15 protein-coding genes are annotated in these 13,957 nt (G+C 70.0%); 3 read left to right on the top strand and 12 right to left on the bottom strand.

Annotated features, from left to right (window positions below; genetic code table 11):
* Positions 1 to 115: 115 nt before the first annotated feature.
* Positions 116 to 1,708 carry a PepSY-associated TM helix domain-containing protein gene (locus tag AX737_RS30595; RefSeq protein WP_156454062.1) on the bottom strand — a complete coding sequence of 531 codons (1,593 nt, stop codon included), beginning with the start codon at positions 1,706 to 1,708 and terminating at the stop codon, positions 116 to 118.
* Between the two features lie 9 nt (positions 1,709 to 1,717).
* On the bottom strand, positions 1,718 to 3,979 hold the full coding sequence (locus AX737_RS30590; RefSeq protein WP_245293531.1) for a TonB-dependent siderophore receptor: 2,262 nt from the start codon (positions 3,977 to 3,979) through the stop codon (positions 1,718 to 1,720).
* A gap of 360 nt (positions 3,980 to 4,339) precedes the next feature.
* On the opposite strand from AX737_RS30590, the gene AX737_RS30585 reads away from it, so the two are divergent.
* Together AX737_RS30585 and AX737_RS30580 are read left to right on the top strand one after the other, a co-directional pair.
* Positions 4,340 to 4,780, top strand: a complete 441-nt coding sequence (locus AX737_RS30585) for a DUF1810 domain-containing protein (protein ID WP_066927845.1) — start codon at positions 4,340 to 4,342, stop codon at positions 4,778 to 4,780.
* A gap of 108 nt (positions 4,781 to 4,888) precedes the next feature.
* Entirely contained in the window at positions 4,889 to 5,107 is a 219-nt protein-coding gene (locus AX737_RS30580) for a DUF2171 domain-containing protein (protein ID WP_066927843.1), read from the top strand.
* A gap of 3 nt (positions 5,108 to 5,110) precedes the next feature.
* Here the strand turns inward: AX737_RS30580 and AX737_RS30575 are convergent, their stop codons facing one another.
* The 8 genes from AX737_RS30575 to ilvN form a co-directional block, all read right to left on the bottom strand.
* On the bottom strand, positions 5,111 to 5,341 hold the full coding sequence (locus tag AX737_RS30575; protein ID WP_066927840.1) for a tautomerase family protein: 231 nt from the start codon (positions 5,339 to 5,341) through the stop codon (positions 5,111 to 5,113).
* A gap of 62 nt (positions 5,342 to 5,403) precedes the next feature.
* Complete coding sequence (locus AX737_RS30570) at positions 5,404 to 6,057, bottom strand: pyridoxamine 5'-phosphate oxidase family protein (protein ID WP_066927838.1); 654 nt, start codon at positions 6,055 to 6,057, stop codon at positions 5,404 to 5,406.
* Between the two features lie 152 nt (positions 6,058 to 6,209).
* Positions 6,210 to 7,229, bottom strand: coding sequence for a ketol-acid reductoisomerase (gene ilvC, locus AX737_RS30565; RefSeq protein ID WP_066927836.1), 1,020 nt, complete (start codon positions 7,227 to 7,229; stop codon positions 6,210 to 6,212).
* A 1-nt stretch (position 7,230) separates the two neighbouring features.
* Positions 7,231 to 7,929, bottom strand: coding sequence for a TetR/AcrR family transcriptional regulator C-terminal domain-containing protein (locus AX737_RS30560; protein ID WP_066927834.1), 699 nt, complete (start codon positions 7,927 to 7,929; stop codon positions 7,231 to 7,233).
* An 83-nt stretch (positions 7,930 to 8,012) separates the two neighbouring features.
* A complete protein-coding gene (locus AX737_RS30555; RefSeq protein WP_066927832.1) occupies positions 8,013 to 8,651 on the bottom strand; it encodes a glutathione S-transferase N-terminal domain-containing protein in 639 nt (212 codons plus the stop codon).
* 7 nt (positions 8,652 to 8,658) lie between these two features.
* The gene (locus AX737_RS30550; RefSeq protein WP_082773385.1) at positions 8,659 to 9,024 is read right to left on the bottom strand and encodes a type II toxin-antitoxin system PemK/MazF family toxin; all 366 of its coding nucleotides are present in this window, start codon (positions 9,022 to 9,024) and stop codon (positions 8,659 to 8,661) included.
* Entirely contained in the window at positions 9,014 to 9,277 is a 264-nt protein-coding gene (locus AX737_RS30545; protein ID WP_066927830.1) for a MazF family transcriptional regulator, read from the bottom strand. Before AX737_RS30545 ends, AX737_RS30550 begins: the two co-directional genes overlap by 11 nt.
* Positions 9,278 to 9,334: 57 nt before the next feature.
* Positions 9,335 to 9,877 carry an acetolactate synthase small subunit gene (ilvN, locus tag AX737_RS30540; RefSeq protein WP_066927828.1) on the bottom strand — a complete coding sequence of 181 codons (543 nt, stop codon included), beginning with the start codon at positions 9,875 to 9,877 and terminating at the stop codon, positions 9,335 to 9,337.
* A gap of 110 nt (positions 9,878 to 9,987) precedes the next feature.
* On the opposite strand from ilvN, the gene AX737_RS30535 reads away from it, so the two are divergent.
* Entirely contained in the window at positions 9,988 to 10,929 is a 942-nt protein-coding gene (locus AX737_RS30535; RefSeq protein ID WP_066927826.1) for a methyltransferase domain-containing protein, read from the top strand.
* An 18-nt stretch (positions 10,930 to 10,947) separates the two neighbouring features.
* Here the strand turns inward: AX737_RS30535 and AX737_RS30530 are convergent, their stop codons facing one another.
* Positions 10,948 to 12,723 carry an acetolactate synthase 3 large subunit gene (locus tag AX737_RS30530; protein ID WP_066927825.1) on the bottom strand — a complete coding sequence of 592 codons (1,776 nt, stop codon included), beginning with the start codon at positions 12,721 to 12,723 and terminating at the stop codon, positions 10,948 to 10,950.
* Between the two features lie 317 nt (positions 12,724 to 13,040).
* Positions 13,041 to 13,957: amidase family protein (locus AX737_RS30525; RefSeq protein ID WP_245293530.1), on the bottom strand; the 917-nt coding region annotated here is incomplete at its 5' end.

Below are 13,957 nucleotides of genomic sequence, written 5' to 3'. Positions count from 1 at the left end.
GTCATACCCCTCACCCCAACCCTCTCCCTCTGGGAGAGGGGGCAGGGCGCGGTTCACCTCACAGGGTCGAACCCATCGACCGGAAACGGTCTGAGACGGGACCGTCCGGATGGCCTCAGGGCTGTGTCCTGAGGCCGCCCTCACCGCTCAGCAGGGCGTTCCGCCCCCGCGCCGTGTCGCGGCCCTTCGCGTCCCGAGCGGCAGCGGATCCCCGGGCGGCAGCCTTGCGGGCCGCGAAGAGCAGCAGCGCGGCGAGCGCCAGCATCGCTCCGTCGAAGCCGAGGATGACGGCGTCGAACGGCCCCGGCCCGGCGACGATCCGCACGCCGTCCGCCACGGCGACGCCCGCGTAGAGCGCCGCCCCCGTCCGCAGCATCTCCGGCCAGGCCCGCTCGGGCGGGCGCAGGAGCCCCGCGAGGCCCACTGCCGTCCAGACGGCGAAGAAGGCCCGCACCTCCCACTCGGCCCGGGCCGCGAGATCCACCGGCAGCAGGCGGTTGGCAAGGAAGAAGGCGGCGATGCCCGCCGGCAGGCCGGCGATCGTCGCGATGTTGAGCCCGCGCACGAGGCGCAGGCCGAACCCCGCGCGCGCGCCGGGTTTCGGCACCCGCGCGACAGCCCAGAGCAGCAGGCCCGTCGCCACCATCGCGCAGCCGGCAAGCCCCGAGAGGAAGAACAGCAGTCGCAAGGTCGGTCCGGCGAAGTGCGCCTCGTGCAGGCCGACCATCGTCGAGAAGGTCTTGGTCGCGGGCTTGAGCGCGCCCTGGCGGACCTCCAGGAGCGCGCCCGTCGTCCCCGCGAAGGCGACCTGCGGGTGCTCGTGCGAGAGACCGTGCGGCTCCTCGAACACCGCCACCACCGTGGCGTTCGCGTCCCCGGGGTTCTGGACCGAGACGCGCTCCAGGGTCTCGGGCACGGCGGCGATGGCCTGGAGCACCATCGGCCCGATCGGTGCCAGCGTGCCGGGTTGCCCGGCGGGCGGGCGCGGCTTCGTGATCTGGCCCGACTCGTGGAAGAGTGCCTGCGCGTTGCCGTCGTAGGCGGTGCGCACGCCCCAAGGCATGTACATCACCGCCAGCGTGACGAGGCCCGTATAGGTGATCATCAGGTGGAAGGGCAGCGCCAGCACGCCCGTGAGGTTGTGCGCGTCGAGCCAGCCGCGCTGGGCCGACTTCGCGCCGCGCCGGAAGGTGAAGAAGTCGGCGAAGATGCGCCGGTGCGTGACCACGCCGGAGACCAGCGCCACCAGCATGATCAGGGCGCAGATGCCCACGACCCAGCGGCCCCAGAGCGGGGCCATGTGAAGCTCGAAGTGGAAGCGGTAGAGGAAGTCGCCGCCCCGCGTCTCGCGCACCCGCGCGGGGGCGCCGGTCTCGGGGTCGAGCAGCACGTGGCCTGTCGGGCCGCCGGGCCGCGTGCGCCAGAACAGCTCGGTCACGGGCCGGTCGGGGCGCGGCGGCGTGATGAACCACGCCCGCGCCTCGCCCGCATGGGTCTCCATGTAGGCGACGCCGCGCTCGACGGCCGCCGCGACGGCCTCCGGCGCGAGCGTCTCCCGGGCGCCGAGTTCGGGCTGCATCCAGTGCGCGATCTCGGCCTTGTAGTAGCTCGCCGTGCCGGTGACGAAGACCGCGAACAGCACCCACCCGACCACCAGGCCGGACCACGCGTGCAGCCACGCCATCGATTGCCGGAAACCGGTGCGCATGGCCGGCCCTTACCAGCGGTAGCGCAGGGTCGCGAAGACCGTGCGGGGCGCGCCGTAATAGCACCACGCCTGGTAGATGCAGCTCTGCACGTACTTCTCGTCGAGGAGGTTCTGGGCGTTGATCTGGAGCTGCATGCCCTTCAACGTGGCGTCGAGATAGCCGAAGTCGTAAGAGGCGAGCGCGTCGATCACATAGTTCGCCGGGACCTGGAAGCTGTTGGCCGCGTCGCCCTGCGAGGCGCCGAGATAGCGCACGCCGCCGCCGATGCCGAGGCCGGCGAGCGGCCCGCTGAGGAAGCGGTAGTTCCCGAACAGCGAGACCGAGGTGTCCGGCACCTGGGTCGGGCGTAGGCCGAGTAGCGGCACGGTCCGGCCGGTCAACTCGTTGACCGTGGTGCCGGTGCCGGAATTGACGATGTCGATCACCGAGACGCCGCCGACGAGGGTCAGGTTCTCGTTGATGTTGGCCCGTGCCTCGAACTCCAGGCCCTGGGCGCTGACCTTGCCGGTCTGAATCGAGAAGCGTGTGCCGTTGACCGGGTCCGGCGTGAGGCCGTTCACGCGTTTGATGTCGAAGGCCGCCGCGGTGAGCAGAATGTCGGTGCCGGGCGGCTGGTACTTCACGCCGGCTTCGAACTGCCGGCTGCTGGCCGGATCCGGCAGGCGGCCGGCATCGGGGCGGCCGTCGAAGATCAGGCCGCTGAGGATCGGCTCGAAGGCCTCCGAGTAGCTGACATAGGGCGCGACGCCGCTGTCGAAGAGGTAGAGCAGGCTGGCGCGCTTGGTGAAGGCCTCGGCCGGCACGTCCTGGCTCGTGACCGAGCCGTTGGTGAAGGAGCGGGTCGGGCCCGACTGGCGCGCCCAGTCGTAGCGCCCGCCGAGCGTCAGGACGAGGCGGTCGAACTTGATCTGGTCCTGGAAGTAGATGCCGGTCTGCTGCGCCGTGATGTCGGAGACCGAGGTGAAGGCCGGGAAGGCGATGGTCTGACCGTAGAGCGGGTTGAGCAGGTCGAGCGACGGGGCGTCCGGGAACGGCGTGGCGAAGGTCTTGGTGTAGAGGGTGCGGTGGTCGAGTCCGACGAGGACGCTGTGGCTGAAGGGACCGGTGTCGAAGTTCCCCACGACGTTGTTGTCGGTGGTGAAGGCGTCGAGCGCCACGTCCGTGCCGATGACCGAGCGCCTCAGGAAGCGGCCGTCCCAGCTGTTCCGCCCGCCGGATGCCGCGAAGTTGTTGAACGTGCTGGTGTAGACGCTGCGGTAGTCGCCCAGCGTGCGCAGGAAGCGGCCGGTCGAGTGGAAGCGCAGGCCCGCGTCGAAGCTGTGGTCGAAGATGTACTCGGCCGAGGCCTGGGTCCGGTCGGAGCGCTCGATATTCGGATCGCCGTCGTAGAAGTTGCGCGGCAGGCGCCCGAGCGGGCCGCCCGCGATGCCGAAACTCGACGGGAAGACCGTGCCGAGGCCCGGTGCCGCCCCGTAATAGCCCGAGAATGGGTCGCGCTGGTAGTTGGCGATGATCGTCAGGTTCGTGTCGGCCGAGGGACGCCACGTCAGGCTCGGGCTGATCAGGGCGCGCTCGATCCGGGTCGTGTTGACCGGGCCGTCCGCGTTCCAGCCCGAGGCGATGATGCGGTAGGCGAACTGATCGGCGAGCGGGCCGGCCTCCGACGGGATCGGGCCGCCGACGTCGATGCCGCCGCGCAGGGTGTGGAAACTCCCGCCCTGCACGAAGATCTCGCCGTGATTGACGAATTGCGGGACCTTGGAGACGAGGTTGACGAGGCCGCCTGGGCCGGACTGGCCGTAGAGCACCGAGGCAGGCCCCTTGATGATGTCGATGCGCTCCAGCCGGAACGGATCGACCGTCGCGTTGGCGTCGCGTCCCCCGGGCAGCAGCATGCCGTCGAGGAAAACCGGCGCCTGGAAGCCGCGGATGAGGAAGAGTTCCAGGCGCGTCTCGCCCGACGCGCCGCGCGTCTCGCTGGCGACGCTCGGCGTGAAGCGCAGGGCCTGGGTGACGGTGAGTGCGTTCTGGTCCTCGATCTGCTTGCGGCCGATCACCGAGATCGACTGCGCCGTCTCCAGGATCGGTGTGTCGGTCTTGGTGCCGACCGTGCTGCGGCTGGCGACATAGCCCGGCACCGCGCCGCTCGCGCCACCCGGCCCGTAGAGTGCGCCGCCGAGGCTGCGCGCCGCGCCCTGCCCCGTGACGCTCAGCTCCGCCAGCTCGACCTCGGAACCGGCCGCCTGGGCCCGGGCCGCAACCGGAATCATCAGCGCAAAGACAGAGGCCAGCAGAGAGGTTCGCAACGATCCGTTCAGAGTCGTTATAAGGTTGTTCTCAGTCTCTGAGGTGGAAATCGGCTTCATTGTCTCGGCCTTGATGCGACGATCGAACGGAAGGATCGTCGCGATTACGCGAAAATCACGGTTCTGTGATCGATCTGATACCAAGTAATAGCCTGTTTCCAAGCGATATCTTGTGTAATTATTCTAGATACAAACCCGCCCCGGCAGGACCTCGCGGGCGCGTCCGGGCCGCCGAGGCCGCGCGGGGCACGTATGTCCGAGGGGCATCGACGGAGCCGGTCCGGAGGCCGATCGTTCCGCCTTGAAGGCAGCACGGAGAAACCGATGCGTGACCCGGTTGACGACCCGCACGACCTCGAGCGCTTCGTGGCGGCGCAGCGCGACGCCTACGGCACGGCGCTGGCCGAGCTGCGGGCGGGGGCCAAGCGCAGCCACTGGATGTGGTTCGTCTTCCCGCAGATCGCCGGCCTCGGCCGCAGCCCGATGGCGCAGCGTTACGCCATCCGCTCGCTCGCGGAGGCCCGGGCCTATCTGGCCCACCCGCTGCTCGGGCGGCGGCTGCACACCTGCACCCAGGCCGCCAACGGGCACCCGGAGCTCACGGCGCTCACCCTGTTCGGCTCGCCCGACGACGCGAAGTTCCGCTCCAGCATGACGCTGTTCGGTCAGGCCGATCCGAACGAGCCCATGTTCCGGGAGGCGCTGGCGACGTTCTTCGACGGGCGGCCCGACCCGCGCACCCTGGAGGCGCTCGGCGGCTCGTGAGGACGAGCGCGAGGCGACGCGGATCCTGTGACGACCCGCCGCCCGAACCCGCCCGCCGCGGATCCCGTTATCCGGGACGGAGACGCTCAGGCGAAGGATGACCGCGCCATGACCATCAACCTGTCCCTCATCCGCGGCCACATGGAGGTGGTCGGCCCGGACGGCAGCCATGTCGGCACCGTGGACGCCGTCGAGGGCCGGCGGATCAGGCTGACCCGCAAGGACCCCGCGGCCGACGGCCGGCATCACAGCTTCGACGCCGACCTCGTCGCCGCGGTCGATGACAAGGTCCGGCTCAACACCACGGACCTCGCGGCCGGTGGCTGAGGCTCAGAGCGGATCGTAGCCGGGCTTGCGGTAGAGGCTGTCCATCCGCGCGGCGATCTCCGGGCGGTAGACCCGCTCCGCCCAATCCTCGGGCGCGACGTCCTCGATCGCCACCGAGACCGCCGTCTCGGAGCAGCCCGCGCTCGCCATCAGGGCCCGGGTCAGCGCTTCGGCGATCTCGGCCTTCTGCGCCTCGGACTTGCCGGCATAGAGCTTGACGACGATGTGGGGCATGTCCGATCTCCGCTGGGGGGCGGCGCCTCGATAGCGCGCGCCGCCGGCCCGCTCCAGCCCGCTCAGGCCTCGCCGCGCGCGACGAGCGCCGCGTACTCGGACACTTCGAGGCGGCCTTCCCGGGCGACGCGGGCCTTGTCGGCGTCGCTGATCACGTCGCCGGCCAGATCCAGGCGCTTCCAGGCGGCGAGCGGTGTCTCGCGATCCGGCCGCGGCACGTACTTGTTCTGCTCGAGCTTGCGGTACTTGTGGATGTAGCGCGGGCAGTTGACCCAGATCTTCGTCACGTCCACCCGGACGATGTACTTGGCCTCCGTGTACGCGGAGAGCAGCGGGTCGTCGCGCATCAGCCGGGCGTGGCCCTGCACGCGGACGCGGTGCGGCGTCTCGAAATCGATGAACAGCAGCCCGACCTTGGCCTGCCCCTCGATGTTGCCCATCGAGTAGAACATGCCGTTGCCGTCGAAGCCCGGGAAGGCGAGCGTCGTGTCGTCCACGACCGTCACGAAGCCGGTGCCGCCGCCCTTGTAGGAGACGGTGGGCATCCCGTCGGGATCGACGGTCGAGAGGAAGAACATGTCGCGGCTGCCGATGAAGGCGGCCTCGTCCGGCTGGATCGTCTCGTGCACCCAGTCGGTGTCGAGGCGGTTCGCCAGCTTGACCGTGCCGAACTCTTCCTGGAGCGCGCGGTGCGCGTCCGAATAGAGCGATGCCATTGTCGCGTCTCCTCCGGGGCCTCGTCCGCGGGCCCTTGGGCGCGGTGTTTAGGCCAAGCACCGCCCACGAGAAAGGCCGGCCCCCCAGAAAGGAGCCGGCCCCGAAGCGCGACGGTGGAGGCCGAGCAAAGCACGGCCTCCGAAGTCCCAAATCAATTCTTGGACTTGTCGACCAGCGCCTTCTCGGAGATCCACGGCATCATGCCGCGGAGCTTGGCGCCGACCTCCTCGATCGGGTGGGCGGCGAGCTTGGCGCGGGTGGCCTTGAACGAGGTCTGGCCGACCTTGTTCTCCAGCATCCAGTTGCGGGTGAAGATGCCCGACTGGATGTCGTTGAGGACGCGCTTCATCTCGGCCTTGGTCTCGGGCGTGACGATGCGCGGGCCGGTGACGTACTCGCCGTACTCGGCGGTGTTCGAGATCGAGTAGTTCATGTTGGCGATGCCGCCCTCGTAGATGAGGTCGACGATCAGCTTCACCTCGTGCAGGCACTCGAAATAGGCCATCTCGGGGGCGTAGCCCGCCTCGACGAGCGTCTCGAAGCCGGCCTTGATCAGCTCGACGAGGCCGCCGCAGAGCACGGCCTGCTCACCGAACAGGTCGGTCTCGCACTCCTCCTTGAAGGTCGTCTCGATGATGCCGGCGCGGCCGCCGCCATTGGCCGAGGCGTACGAGAGGCCGAGATCGTGCGCGTTGCCGGAGGCGTCCTGCGCGATGGCGATGAGCGTCGGCACGCCGCCGCCCTTGAGGTACTCGCCGCGCACCGTGTGGCCGGGGCCCTTGGGGGCGACCATCAGCACGTCGAGGTCCTTGCGGGGCTCGATCAGGTTGAAGTGCACGTTGAGGCCGTGGGCGAACAGGAGGGCGGCGCCCTGCTTCATGTTCGGCTCCAGCGACTCCTTGTAGATGTCGCCCTGCAGCTCGTCGGGGGTGAGCATCATGACGACGTCGGCCTGCTTGGCGGCGTCGGCCACGTTCATGACCTTGAAGCCCTCGTGCTCCGCCTTCTTGGCGGTGGCCGAGCCCTCGCGCAGCGCGATGACGATGTCCTTGACGCCCGAGTCGCGCAGGTTGAGCGCGTGGGCGTGGCCCTGGGAGCCGTAGCCGACGATGACGACCTTCTTGCCCTTGATCAGGTTCAGGTCGGCGTCGCGATCGTAGTAAACCCGCATGTCAGTCTTCCTCTCTCGAAGGGGGTGTCGGGGTTCGGGCCCGGCCGTACAGGGCCAGGAACTGCTCGACGGCGCGGTCCGCGTCGCGCCGGATCTCACCGGCGTCGAGGGGGAGCGCGTCGCCGAGCAGAAGGCGGATCTGGATGTCGCGGCCGACCAGACCGATGAAGGTCCGGAAGGCCGCCTCGGTGTCGTCGAAGGCCAGCAGCCCGGCCGCGCGGCCCGCCTCCAGCACGGGCTTCACCCGCTCGCCGATGGCGAAGCGCCCGTTCGCCAGCACGATGCCGCCGAGGTTGCTCTTGCGCGAGCCGGCATGGCCGATGGCGAGGCGGTTCAGCGCGACCGAGGTGTCGCTCGCGATCACCTCCAGCCAGGTCGCGGCGAAATCCTGCAGGCTCTCGCGCAGGGCCGTGACGTCGAGGGCGTTCGGGGCGTAGCGACCGGCATGGACCCGCGAGGCCTGCCAGCGCACCGTCGCGGTGAGCAGGCCGTCGCGGTCGCCGAACCACTTGTAGAGCGTTTCCTTGGAGCAGCTGGCCCGGCGGGCCACCGCGTCCATGGTGAGCTGGTCGCCCTCCTCCACCATCAGCCCGAGCACGGCGTCGAGCACCGCCTGCTGGCGGGCCGACGGGGGCTCGGCGACGGTCTCGGGGACCGTCTCGGGGACCGTCTCGTCCTGTCTGGCGAAGCTCGGCTGCATCGGCTGCTCGGCAGTACCGTACCGTACGGTACGGCGCGTCCTCTAGGCCGATTCGCCCCCTTCGGCAAGAGGGCGATGCGGGCTCAGCGGGGCAGGTCGAGCTTCTCGCGGGCGAACACCGCCTGCACGGCCGGGCGCTCGGCCATGGCGCGGGCATGCGCCGTCCAGGCCGGGAAACGCTCTTCCATGTCGAACTTGCAGGCCGGGCCGCGGCCCCAGGTCCAGAACAGGAGCAGGTAGGGATCCACCACGCTGTAGTGGCCGCCGACCGCCCAGCCGCCGTTCGAGAGGCGCACCTCCGTCATGGTGCAGAGGTCGCCGAACGTGTCGAGCGCCTTGGCCTGGATCCCCGCGAAGGCCGCCTCGTCGGCGGTGTAGCGCTCGGGGCGGCGGATGTGGGCGTAGGTCGTGTGGAGGTTGGTGGAGAGCCAGGCCAGCCACTCGTCGGCCACCGCTTGGTCCTGCGGGTCCGCGGGCCAGAGGGCGGGGTGGAGCCGCGCCACGTGGCGCAGGATGGCGGTGTTCTCGGTGAGCACCCAGTCGCCGGTGACGAGGGCCGGCACCCGGCCGCGCTCGTTCACCGCGAGGTAGCGGGCGGAGCGCTGGTCGCCGGCCTGCAGGTTGAGCCGCTCGGTCTCGAACGGGTGGCCGGCCTCCTCCAGGGCGATGTGGGAGGCGAGCGAGCAGGCGCCGGGGGCGTAGTAGAGGGTGGGTGTGGTCATGGGTATCCTATTGCGAGGTCTGCTCGGCCGGAAGGCCGATCAGTTCCGCGACCATTAGGCGGATCTTGAGAAGCACGTCATCAGGCACGGAGCCGACGCGACGAAAGCCGCGCGACGCTCGGTCGACGCATCGGATCTGGTCGGCGAGGACGGCGCCCGTGACCGGGAGATCGTCGGGCAGCACGATCTTCGTCGGCCACGGCTTCGTGTTGCTGGTGACCGGACAGACGATGGCCGTCTCGTTCAGGCGGTGGAAGCCCGCATCCGAAAGCACGACGGCCGGGCGCACGCCGCTCTGCTCGCGCCCGAGGGTCGGCCGCAGGTCAACCCATACGATGTCGCCGGCCTGGAGGAGGCGGTCCTCAGTCGTCACGGATGATTTCCGCGCCGACGTCGGGTCCCCAATCAACGGTCCTCGGTCGATGACTGGGGCCGAGACGCTCCATCTCGGCGATCATCTCGGCAAGCGTAGGCACGGGCTCGCCGTTCACGAGACGTCTCCGCGCAGCCTTGCGCGTCACGGTCATTTCCACCGTCTCACCCTCGCGGATGCCGAGTTCCTCGGCCTCCGCCGGGGTGAGCCGGACGGCGAGGTCGTCGCCCCAGCGAACGACTTTGGCTTCCATCGCGCAGGCCTCCGGGGGCCGGCGCGCGGGCCGCGCCGGCGGAGATACGGGCCGATCCTACAACGGCTCGGCGCCGCGGCCCATCGCCGAGATGCCGGTGCGGCAGGTCTCGACCAGGCCGATCACCGTCATCAGGCGCACGAAGCGGTCGATCTCCTCGGTGGTGCCGGTGAGCTCGAACACGAAGGAGGTCAGCGTGGCATCGAGCGTCTTGGCGCCGAAGGCGGCGGCCAGCCGCAGCGCCTCGCTGCGGTGCTCGCCCTTCCCCGCGACCTTCACCAGGCAGATCTCGCGCTCGATGGCGTTGCCCTGGAGCGTCAGGTCGACGACCCGGTGCACCGGCACCAGCCGGTCGAGCTGCGCCTTGATCTGCTGGATGACCGCGTCGGTGCCCGAGGTCACGATGGTGATGCGCGAGAGGTGGCGCTCGGCCTCCGTCTCGGACACCGTCAGGCTCTCGATGTTGTAGCCGCGGCCGGAGAACATGCCGGAGATGCGGGCCAGCACGCCCGGCTCGTTGTCGACGATCACCGCGAGCGTGTGGCGGTTGACCGGCTCGACCTTCACCGGATCGGGGTAGTGGGTGTTCATCGCGTTCATGGCCTCGTCTCTCCCGCCTCTCTTATCGGCCGCACCGCCCCGCGGTGAACCGTTTTCTGGACCCCAGATTTCTGGACCCTTCCGGCGCGCCTGTGATATCGGCGCCGCCCATGACCTCCCGCCAGCGCGCCCTCGACGCCGTGCAGCCCCGCGGCCGGATCGGCGTCGAGATCGGGCCGCTGAACCGGCCGCTGATCCGCCGCGACGACGGCGAGATCCTCTACGCCGACCACCGCGCGACCGCGGACCTGCGCACCAAGTACGCGACCCATCCCGACGTCACCGGCCCGGACGCGGCTCCCCTCATGGAGATCGACCTCGTCCTCGACGGCCGGACGCTGACGGAGGCGCTGGGCCCCCGCGCGCCGGTCGACTACATCGTGGCGAGCCACGTGATGGAGCACGTGGCCGACCCGGTCGGCTGGCTCGGCGACATGGCCGCGTGCCTGCGCGAGGACGGTGTCCTGTTCCTGGCCGTGCCCGACAAGCGCTTCACCTTCGACTTCCGGCGCGCGCCCTCGACCACGGGCGACCTCGTCGCCCACCATCTCTCCGGCGCCACCACGACGAGCCCGGCCCAGATCTTCGAGCACACCGCCCGCACGGCGAGCGTCGATCTCGTGGCGATCTGGGCGGGCGCGGGCCGCGAGCCGCCGCCGCTCTTCGACAACCAGCTCGTCAGCGCGCTGCGCGACGCCCGAATGGTCGCCGAGACCGGCGCCTATTTCGACGCCCATTGCACGGTCTACACGCCGGCGAGCTTCCTCGCCGTGTTCGGCGAGCTGATCGCCCTCGACCTGATCCCGTTCGAGATCGCCGCGATCGAGCCGACCGAGCGCGAGCAGCTCCAGTTCTACGTGACGCTCCGCAAGCGCGCCGCCGCGAGCCCGGCGGAGCGGGCCGCCGCGACGCCCCGTCTCGACCCGCGCCGCCACCACGACCTGCCGGAGCCCCCGCCTCCCCCGCCGCTGGACTGGCGGGAACGGATCGCCCTGGCCTGGCGGGTGCTGCGGACGGGCCGCAGCACCCGGGGCGACGGAGCGCACGGTTGAGAACCCCGCGCGGGCTCCTCAGACCAGCATCTTGCCTTCCTCGGAGATGACGTCGCCGAGCTCGACCCCGGTCTCGCCGAGATAGTCGGACAGGAGCATCTCGTTGTGGGCCTTGCCCGACGGGATCATCGGGAAGCAGTTCTCGGTCTTGTCCACGACGCAGTCGAAGATCACCGGCCCGTCATAGGCCAGCATCTCGGCAATCGCCGCGTCGAGGTCGCCCGGCTTCTCGCAGCGCATGCCCTTGGCGCCGTAGGCCTCGGCGAGCTTCACGAAGTCCGGCAGGCTCTCCGAGTAGCTCTGCGAGTAGCGCGAGCCGTGCAGCAGCTCCTGCCACTGGCGCACCATGCCCATGTACTCGTTGTTCAGGATGAAGATCTTGACCGGCAGGCGGTACTGCACCGCCGTGGAGAGCTCCTGGATGTTCATCAGGATCGAGGCCTCGCCCGCGATGTCGATGACGAGCCCGTTCGGGTGGGCGAGCTGCGTGCCGATGGCCGCCGGCAGGCCGTAGCCCATGGTGCCGAGGCCGCCCGACGTCATCCAGCGGTTCGGCTCCTCGAACTTGAAGTACTGGGCCGCCCACATCTGGTGCTGGCCGACCTCGGTGGTGATGTAGGTCTCGCGGTCCTTGCAGGCCTCGTAGAGGCGCTGCACGGCGTATTGCGGCTTGATGATCGTGCCCGACGGCCAGTAGGCGAGGCACTCGCGCGCCCGCCACGTGGCGATCTTGGAAAACCACCCTTCGAGGTTGCTCCTCTCGGGCCGCGACGGCAGGGCGCGCCAGGCCTCCAGCATGTCCTCGAGCACCGAGGCGCAGTCGCCGACGATGCCGACATCGACCTTGACCACCTTGTTGATCGAGGAGGCGTCGACGTCGATGTGGATCTTCTTCGAGAAGGGCGAGAAGGCGTCCAGCCGCCCCGTGATGCGGTCGTCGAAGCGGGCGCCGACGCAGATCATCACGTCGCACTCGTGCATCGCGAGGTTGGCCTCGTAGGTCCCGTGCATGCCGAGCATGCCCAGGAATTTATCGTCCGAGGCCGGGAAGGCGCCGAGCCCCATCAGGGTCGAGGTGACCGGAAATCCGGTCTCGGCGACCAGTTCGCGCAGCAGGCGCGAGGCCTCGGGACCCGAGTTGATGACGCCGCCGCCGGTGTAGAAGACCGGGCGGCGGGCGCTCGCCATCAGCTCGACGGCCGCGCGGATGCGCTCGCGGTCGCCCTCGACGGCCGGCCGGTAGGTCTTGTGCTGCGAGGAGGTCGGCTTCTCGTAGAGGCCGCTGGCGAACTGGATGTCCTTCGGCAGGTCGACCACGACCGGGCCGGGGCGGCCGTTCTTGGCGACGTAGAACGCCTCGTGCAGGATGCGCGGCAGGTCGGCGATCGATTTCACGAGGTAGTTGTGCTTCGTGCAGTGCCGGGTGATGCCGACCGTGTCGCATTCCTGGAACGCGTCGGTGCCGATGAGGTGCGTGGGCACCTGGCCGGTGATGCAGACGAGCGGGATCGAGTCCAGCATCGCGTCGGTGAGGCCGGTGACGATGTTGGTGGCGCCGGGGCCCGAGGTGACGAGGACGCAGCCGACCTTGCCGGAGGAGCGCGCGTAGCCCTCCGCCGCGTGGACGGCGCCCTGCTCGTGGCGCACGAGCACGTGCTTGACCGCCTCCTGGTGGAAGAGCGCGTCGTAGATCGGAAGCACCGCGCCGCCCGGATAGCCGAACAGCGTGTCGACGCCCTGATCCTGGAATGCCCGGATGACCATCTCGGCCCCGGTCATGACCTCGCCGCCCATCGTCTTCCTCCTCGTCCCGTCTTCGTCTCGTGTCTTTTCGGTTCGATCAGCCCGGGCCTCAGGCAACAAAAAAGGGCCCCGAGGGACCCTGCATGCGCCACCGCCCGGATCGCGGCCCGTGGATCAGGGCCGCCCCGTCAGTGGCGCTAGCGTTACGATGAGGGCCGTGCGCATCGCGTGAAGTCCGATCCGGAACCGTTCCTTCCGGCGGTCCCATGTCGGGGCTCCTGCCGGAAAGTGTCGGGCGTGATAGCGGAGGGGACCCGAACGGTCAACGGGCGGGAACGCGAAAGTTTCACGGCGGCGGATCGCCCGCCTCACGCCTCCGGCGGTCGGCACCGCTCCACCCAGCCGCTCGCCGCGTCGTAGGCGGCCCCGAGTTCGAGGCAGGCGCGCTCGCCGTGGTTCGGGCCGACGATCTGGATGCCGGTCGGCAGGCCGCCGGGGCCGAAGCCCGCCGGCACGGCGAGCGCCGGCAGGCCCGACATCGTCCCCGGAATCACCGTCTCCATCCAGCGATGGTAGGTGTCCATCGGTCGGCCGCCGACCCGGTCCGGCCAGCGCTGCCCGATCGGGAACGGGAAGACCTGCGCGCAGGGCGCCACGAGGAACGGGTAGGTCTCCATGAAGTCGCGGACCGTCCGGTACCAGCGCGTGCGCCCTTCCTGCGCCCGGGTGACGGCCTCCGCGCCGAGCGCCAGCCCCCGCTCCACCTCCCAGGCTGCCTCGGGCTTGAGCTGGGCGCGGGTCCGCGGGTTCTCGTAGAACGGCCGCAGGCTGGCCGCGACCGTCCAGGCCCGCAGCGTCAGCCAGTCGCGCCAGAGCGCCGCGTAGTCGAAGGCCGGGTAGGCCGCCTCGACCGTGCAGCCGATCGCCCGGAACGTGTCGAGGGCCGCCTCGCCTGTCTCCAGCACGCCCGCCTCGAAGGGCAGGTGCCCGCCGAGATCGCCCATCCAGGCGATCCGGGTGCCGGTGAAGTCCCGCTCCAGCGGGGCGGCGAAGGCGGCCGGATCCTCCCGGTTCGAGAGGGGCGCGCGCGGGTCGTAGCCGGCGATGACCGAGAGCATCAGCCCGATATCGGCGGGCGAGCGCCCGACCGCGCCGAGCACCCCGAGCGAGGGCGTGAAGACGTCCGGGCTCTCGGCCGGGATGCGGCCGTAGCTGGTGCGCAGGCCGTAGAGGTTGTTGAAGGCCGGCGGGTTGCGCAGCGATCCGGCATGGTCGCTGCCGTCCG

The organism is Methylobacterium sp. CCH5-D2, assembly GCF_001556475.1.
Classification (GTDB): Bacteria; Pseudomonadota; Alphaproteobacteria; order Rhizobiales; family Beijerinckiaceae; genus Methylobacterium; species Methylobacterium hispanicum.
The sequence above is the reverse complement of the archived record's forward strand: the minus strand, read 5'-3'. Positions and strand labels throughout refer to the sequence as shown.

Excerpts from the sequence above, each read along its gene's own strand:
- ilvC (WP_066927836.1), bottom strand. The coding sequence starts at position 7,229 with ATGCGGGTTTACTACGATCGCGACGCCGACCTGAACCTGATCAAGGGC.
- AX737_RS30595 (WP_156454062.1), bottom strand. The coding sequence starts at position 1,708 with ATGCGCACCGGTTTCCGGCAATCGATGGCGTGGCTGCACGCGTGGTCC.
- AX737_RS30590 (WP_245293531.1), bottom strand. The coding sequence starts at position 3,979 with ATGATTCCGGTTGCGGCCCGGGCCCAGGCGGCCGGTTCCGAGGTCGAG.
- AX737_RS30545 (WP_066927830.1), bottom strand. The coding sequence starts at position 9,277 with ATGGAAGCCAAAGTCGTTCGCTGGGGCGACGACCTCGCCGTCCGGCTC.
- AX737_RS30580 (WP_066927843.1), top strand. The coding sequence starts at position 4,889 with ATGACCATCAACCTGTCCCTCATCCGCGGCCACATGGAGGTGGTCGGC.
- AX737_RS30570 (WP_066927838.1), bottom strand. The coding sequence starts at position 6,057 with ATGGCATCGCTCTATTCGGACGCGCACCGCGCGCTCCAGGAAGAGTTC.
- AX737_RS30535 (WP_066927826.1), top strand. The coding sequence starts at position 9,988 with ATGACCTCCCGCCAGCGCGCCCTCGACGCCGTGCAGCCCCGCGGCCGG.
- AX737_RS30575 (WP_066927840.1), bottom strand. The coding sequence starts at position 5,341 with ATGCCCCACATCGTCGTCAAGCTCTATGCCGGCAAGTCCGAGGCGCAG.
- AX737_RS30560 (WP_066927834.1), bottom strand. The coding sequence starts at position 7,929 with ATGCAGCCGAGCTTCGCCAGACAGGACGAGACGGTCCCCGAGACGGTC.
- AX737_RS30585 (WP_066927845.1), top strand. The coding sequence starts at position 4,340 with ATGCGTGACCCGGTTGACGACCCGCACGACCTCGAGCGCTTCGTGGCG.
- AX737_RS30555 (WP_066927832.1), bottom strand. The coding sequence starts at position 8,651 with ATGACCACACCCACCCTCTACTACGCCCCCGGCGCCTGCTCGCTCGCC.
- AX737_RS30530 (WP_066927825.1), bottom strand. The coding sequence starts at position 12,723 with ATGGGCGGCGAGGTCATGACCGGGGCCGAGATGGTCATCCGGGCATTC.
- ilvN (WP_066927828.1), bottom strand. The coding sequence starts at position 9,877 with ATGAACGCGATGAACACCCACTACCCCGATCCGGTGAAGGTCGAGCCG.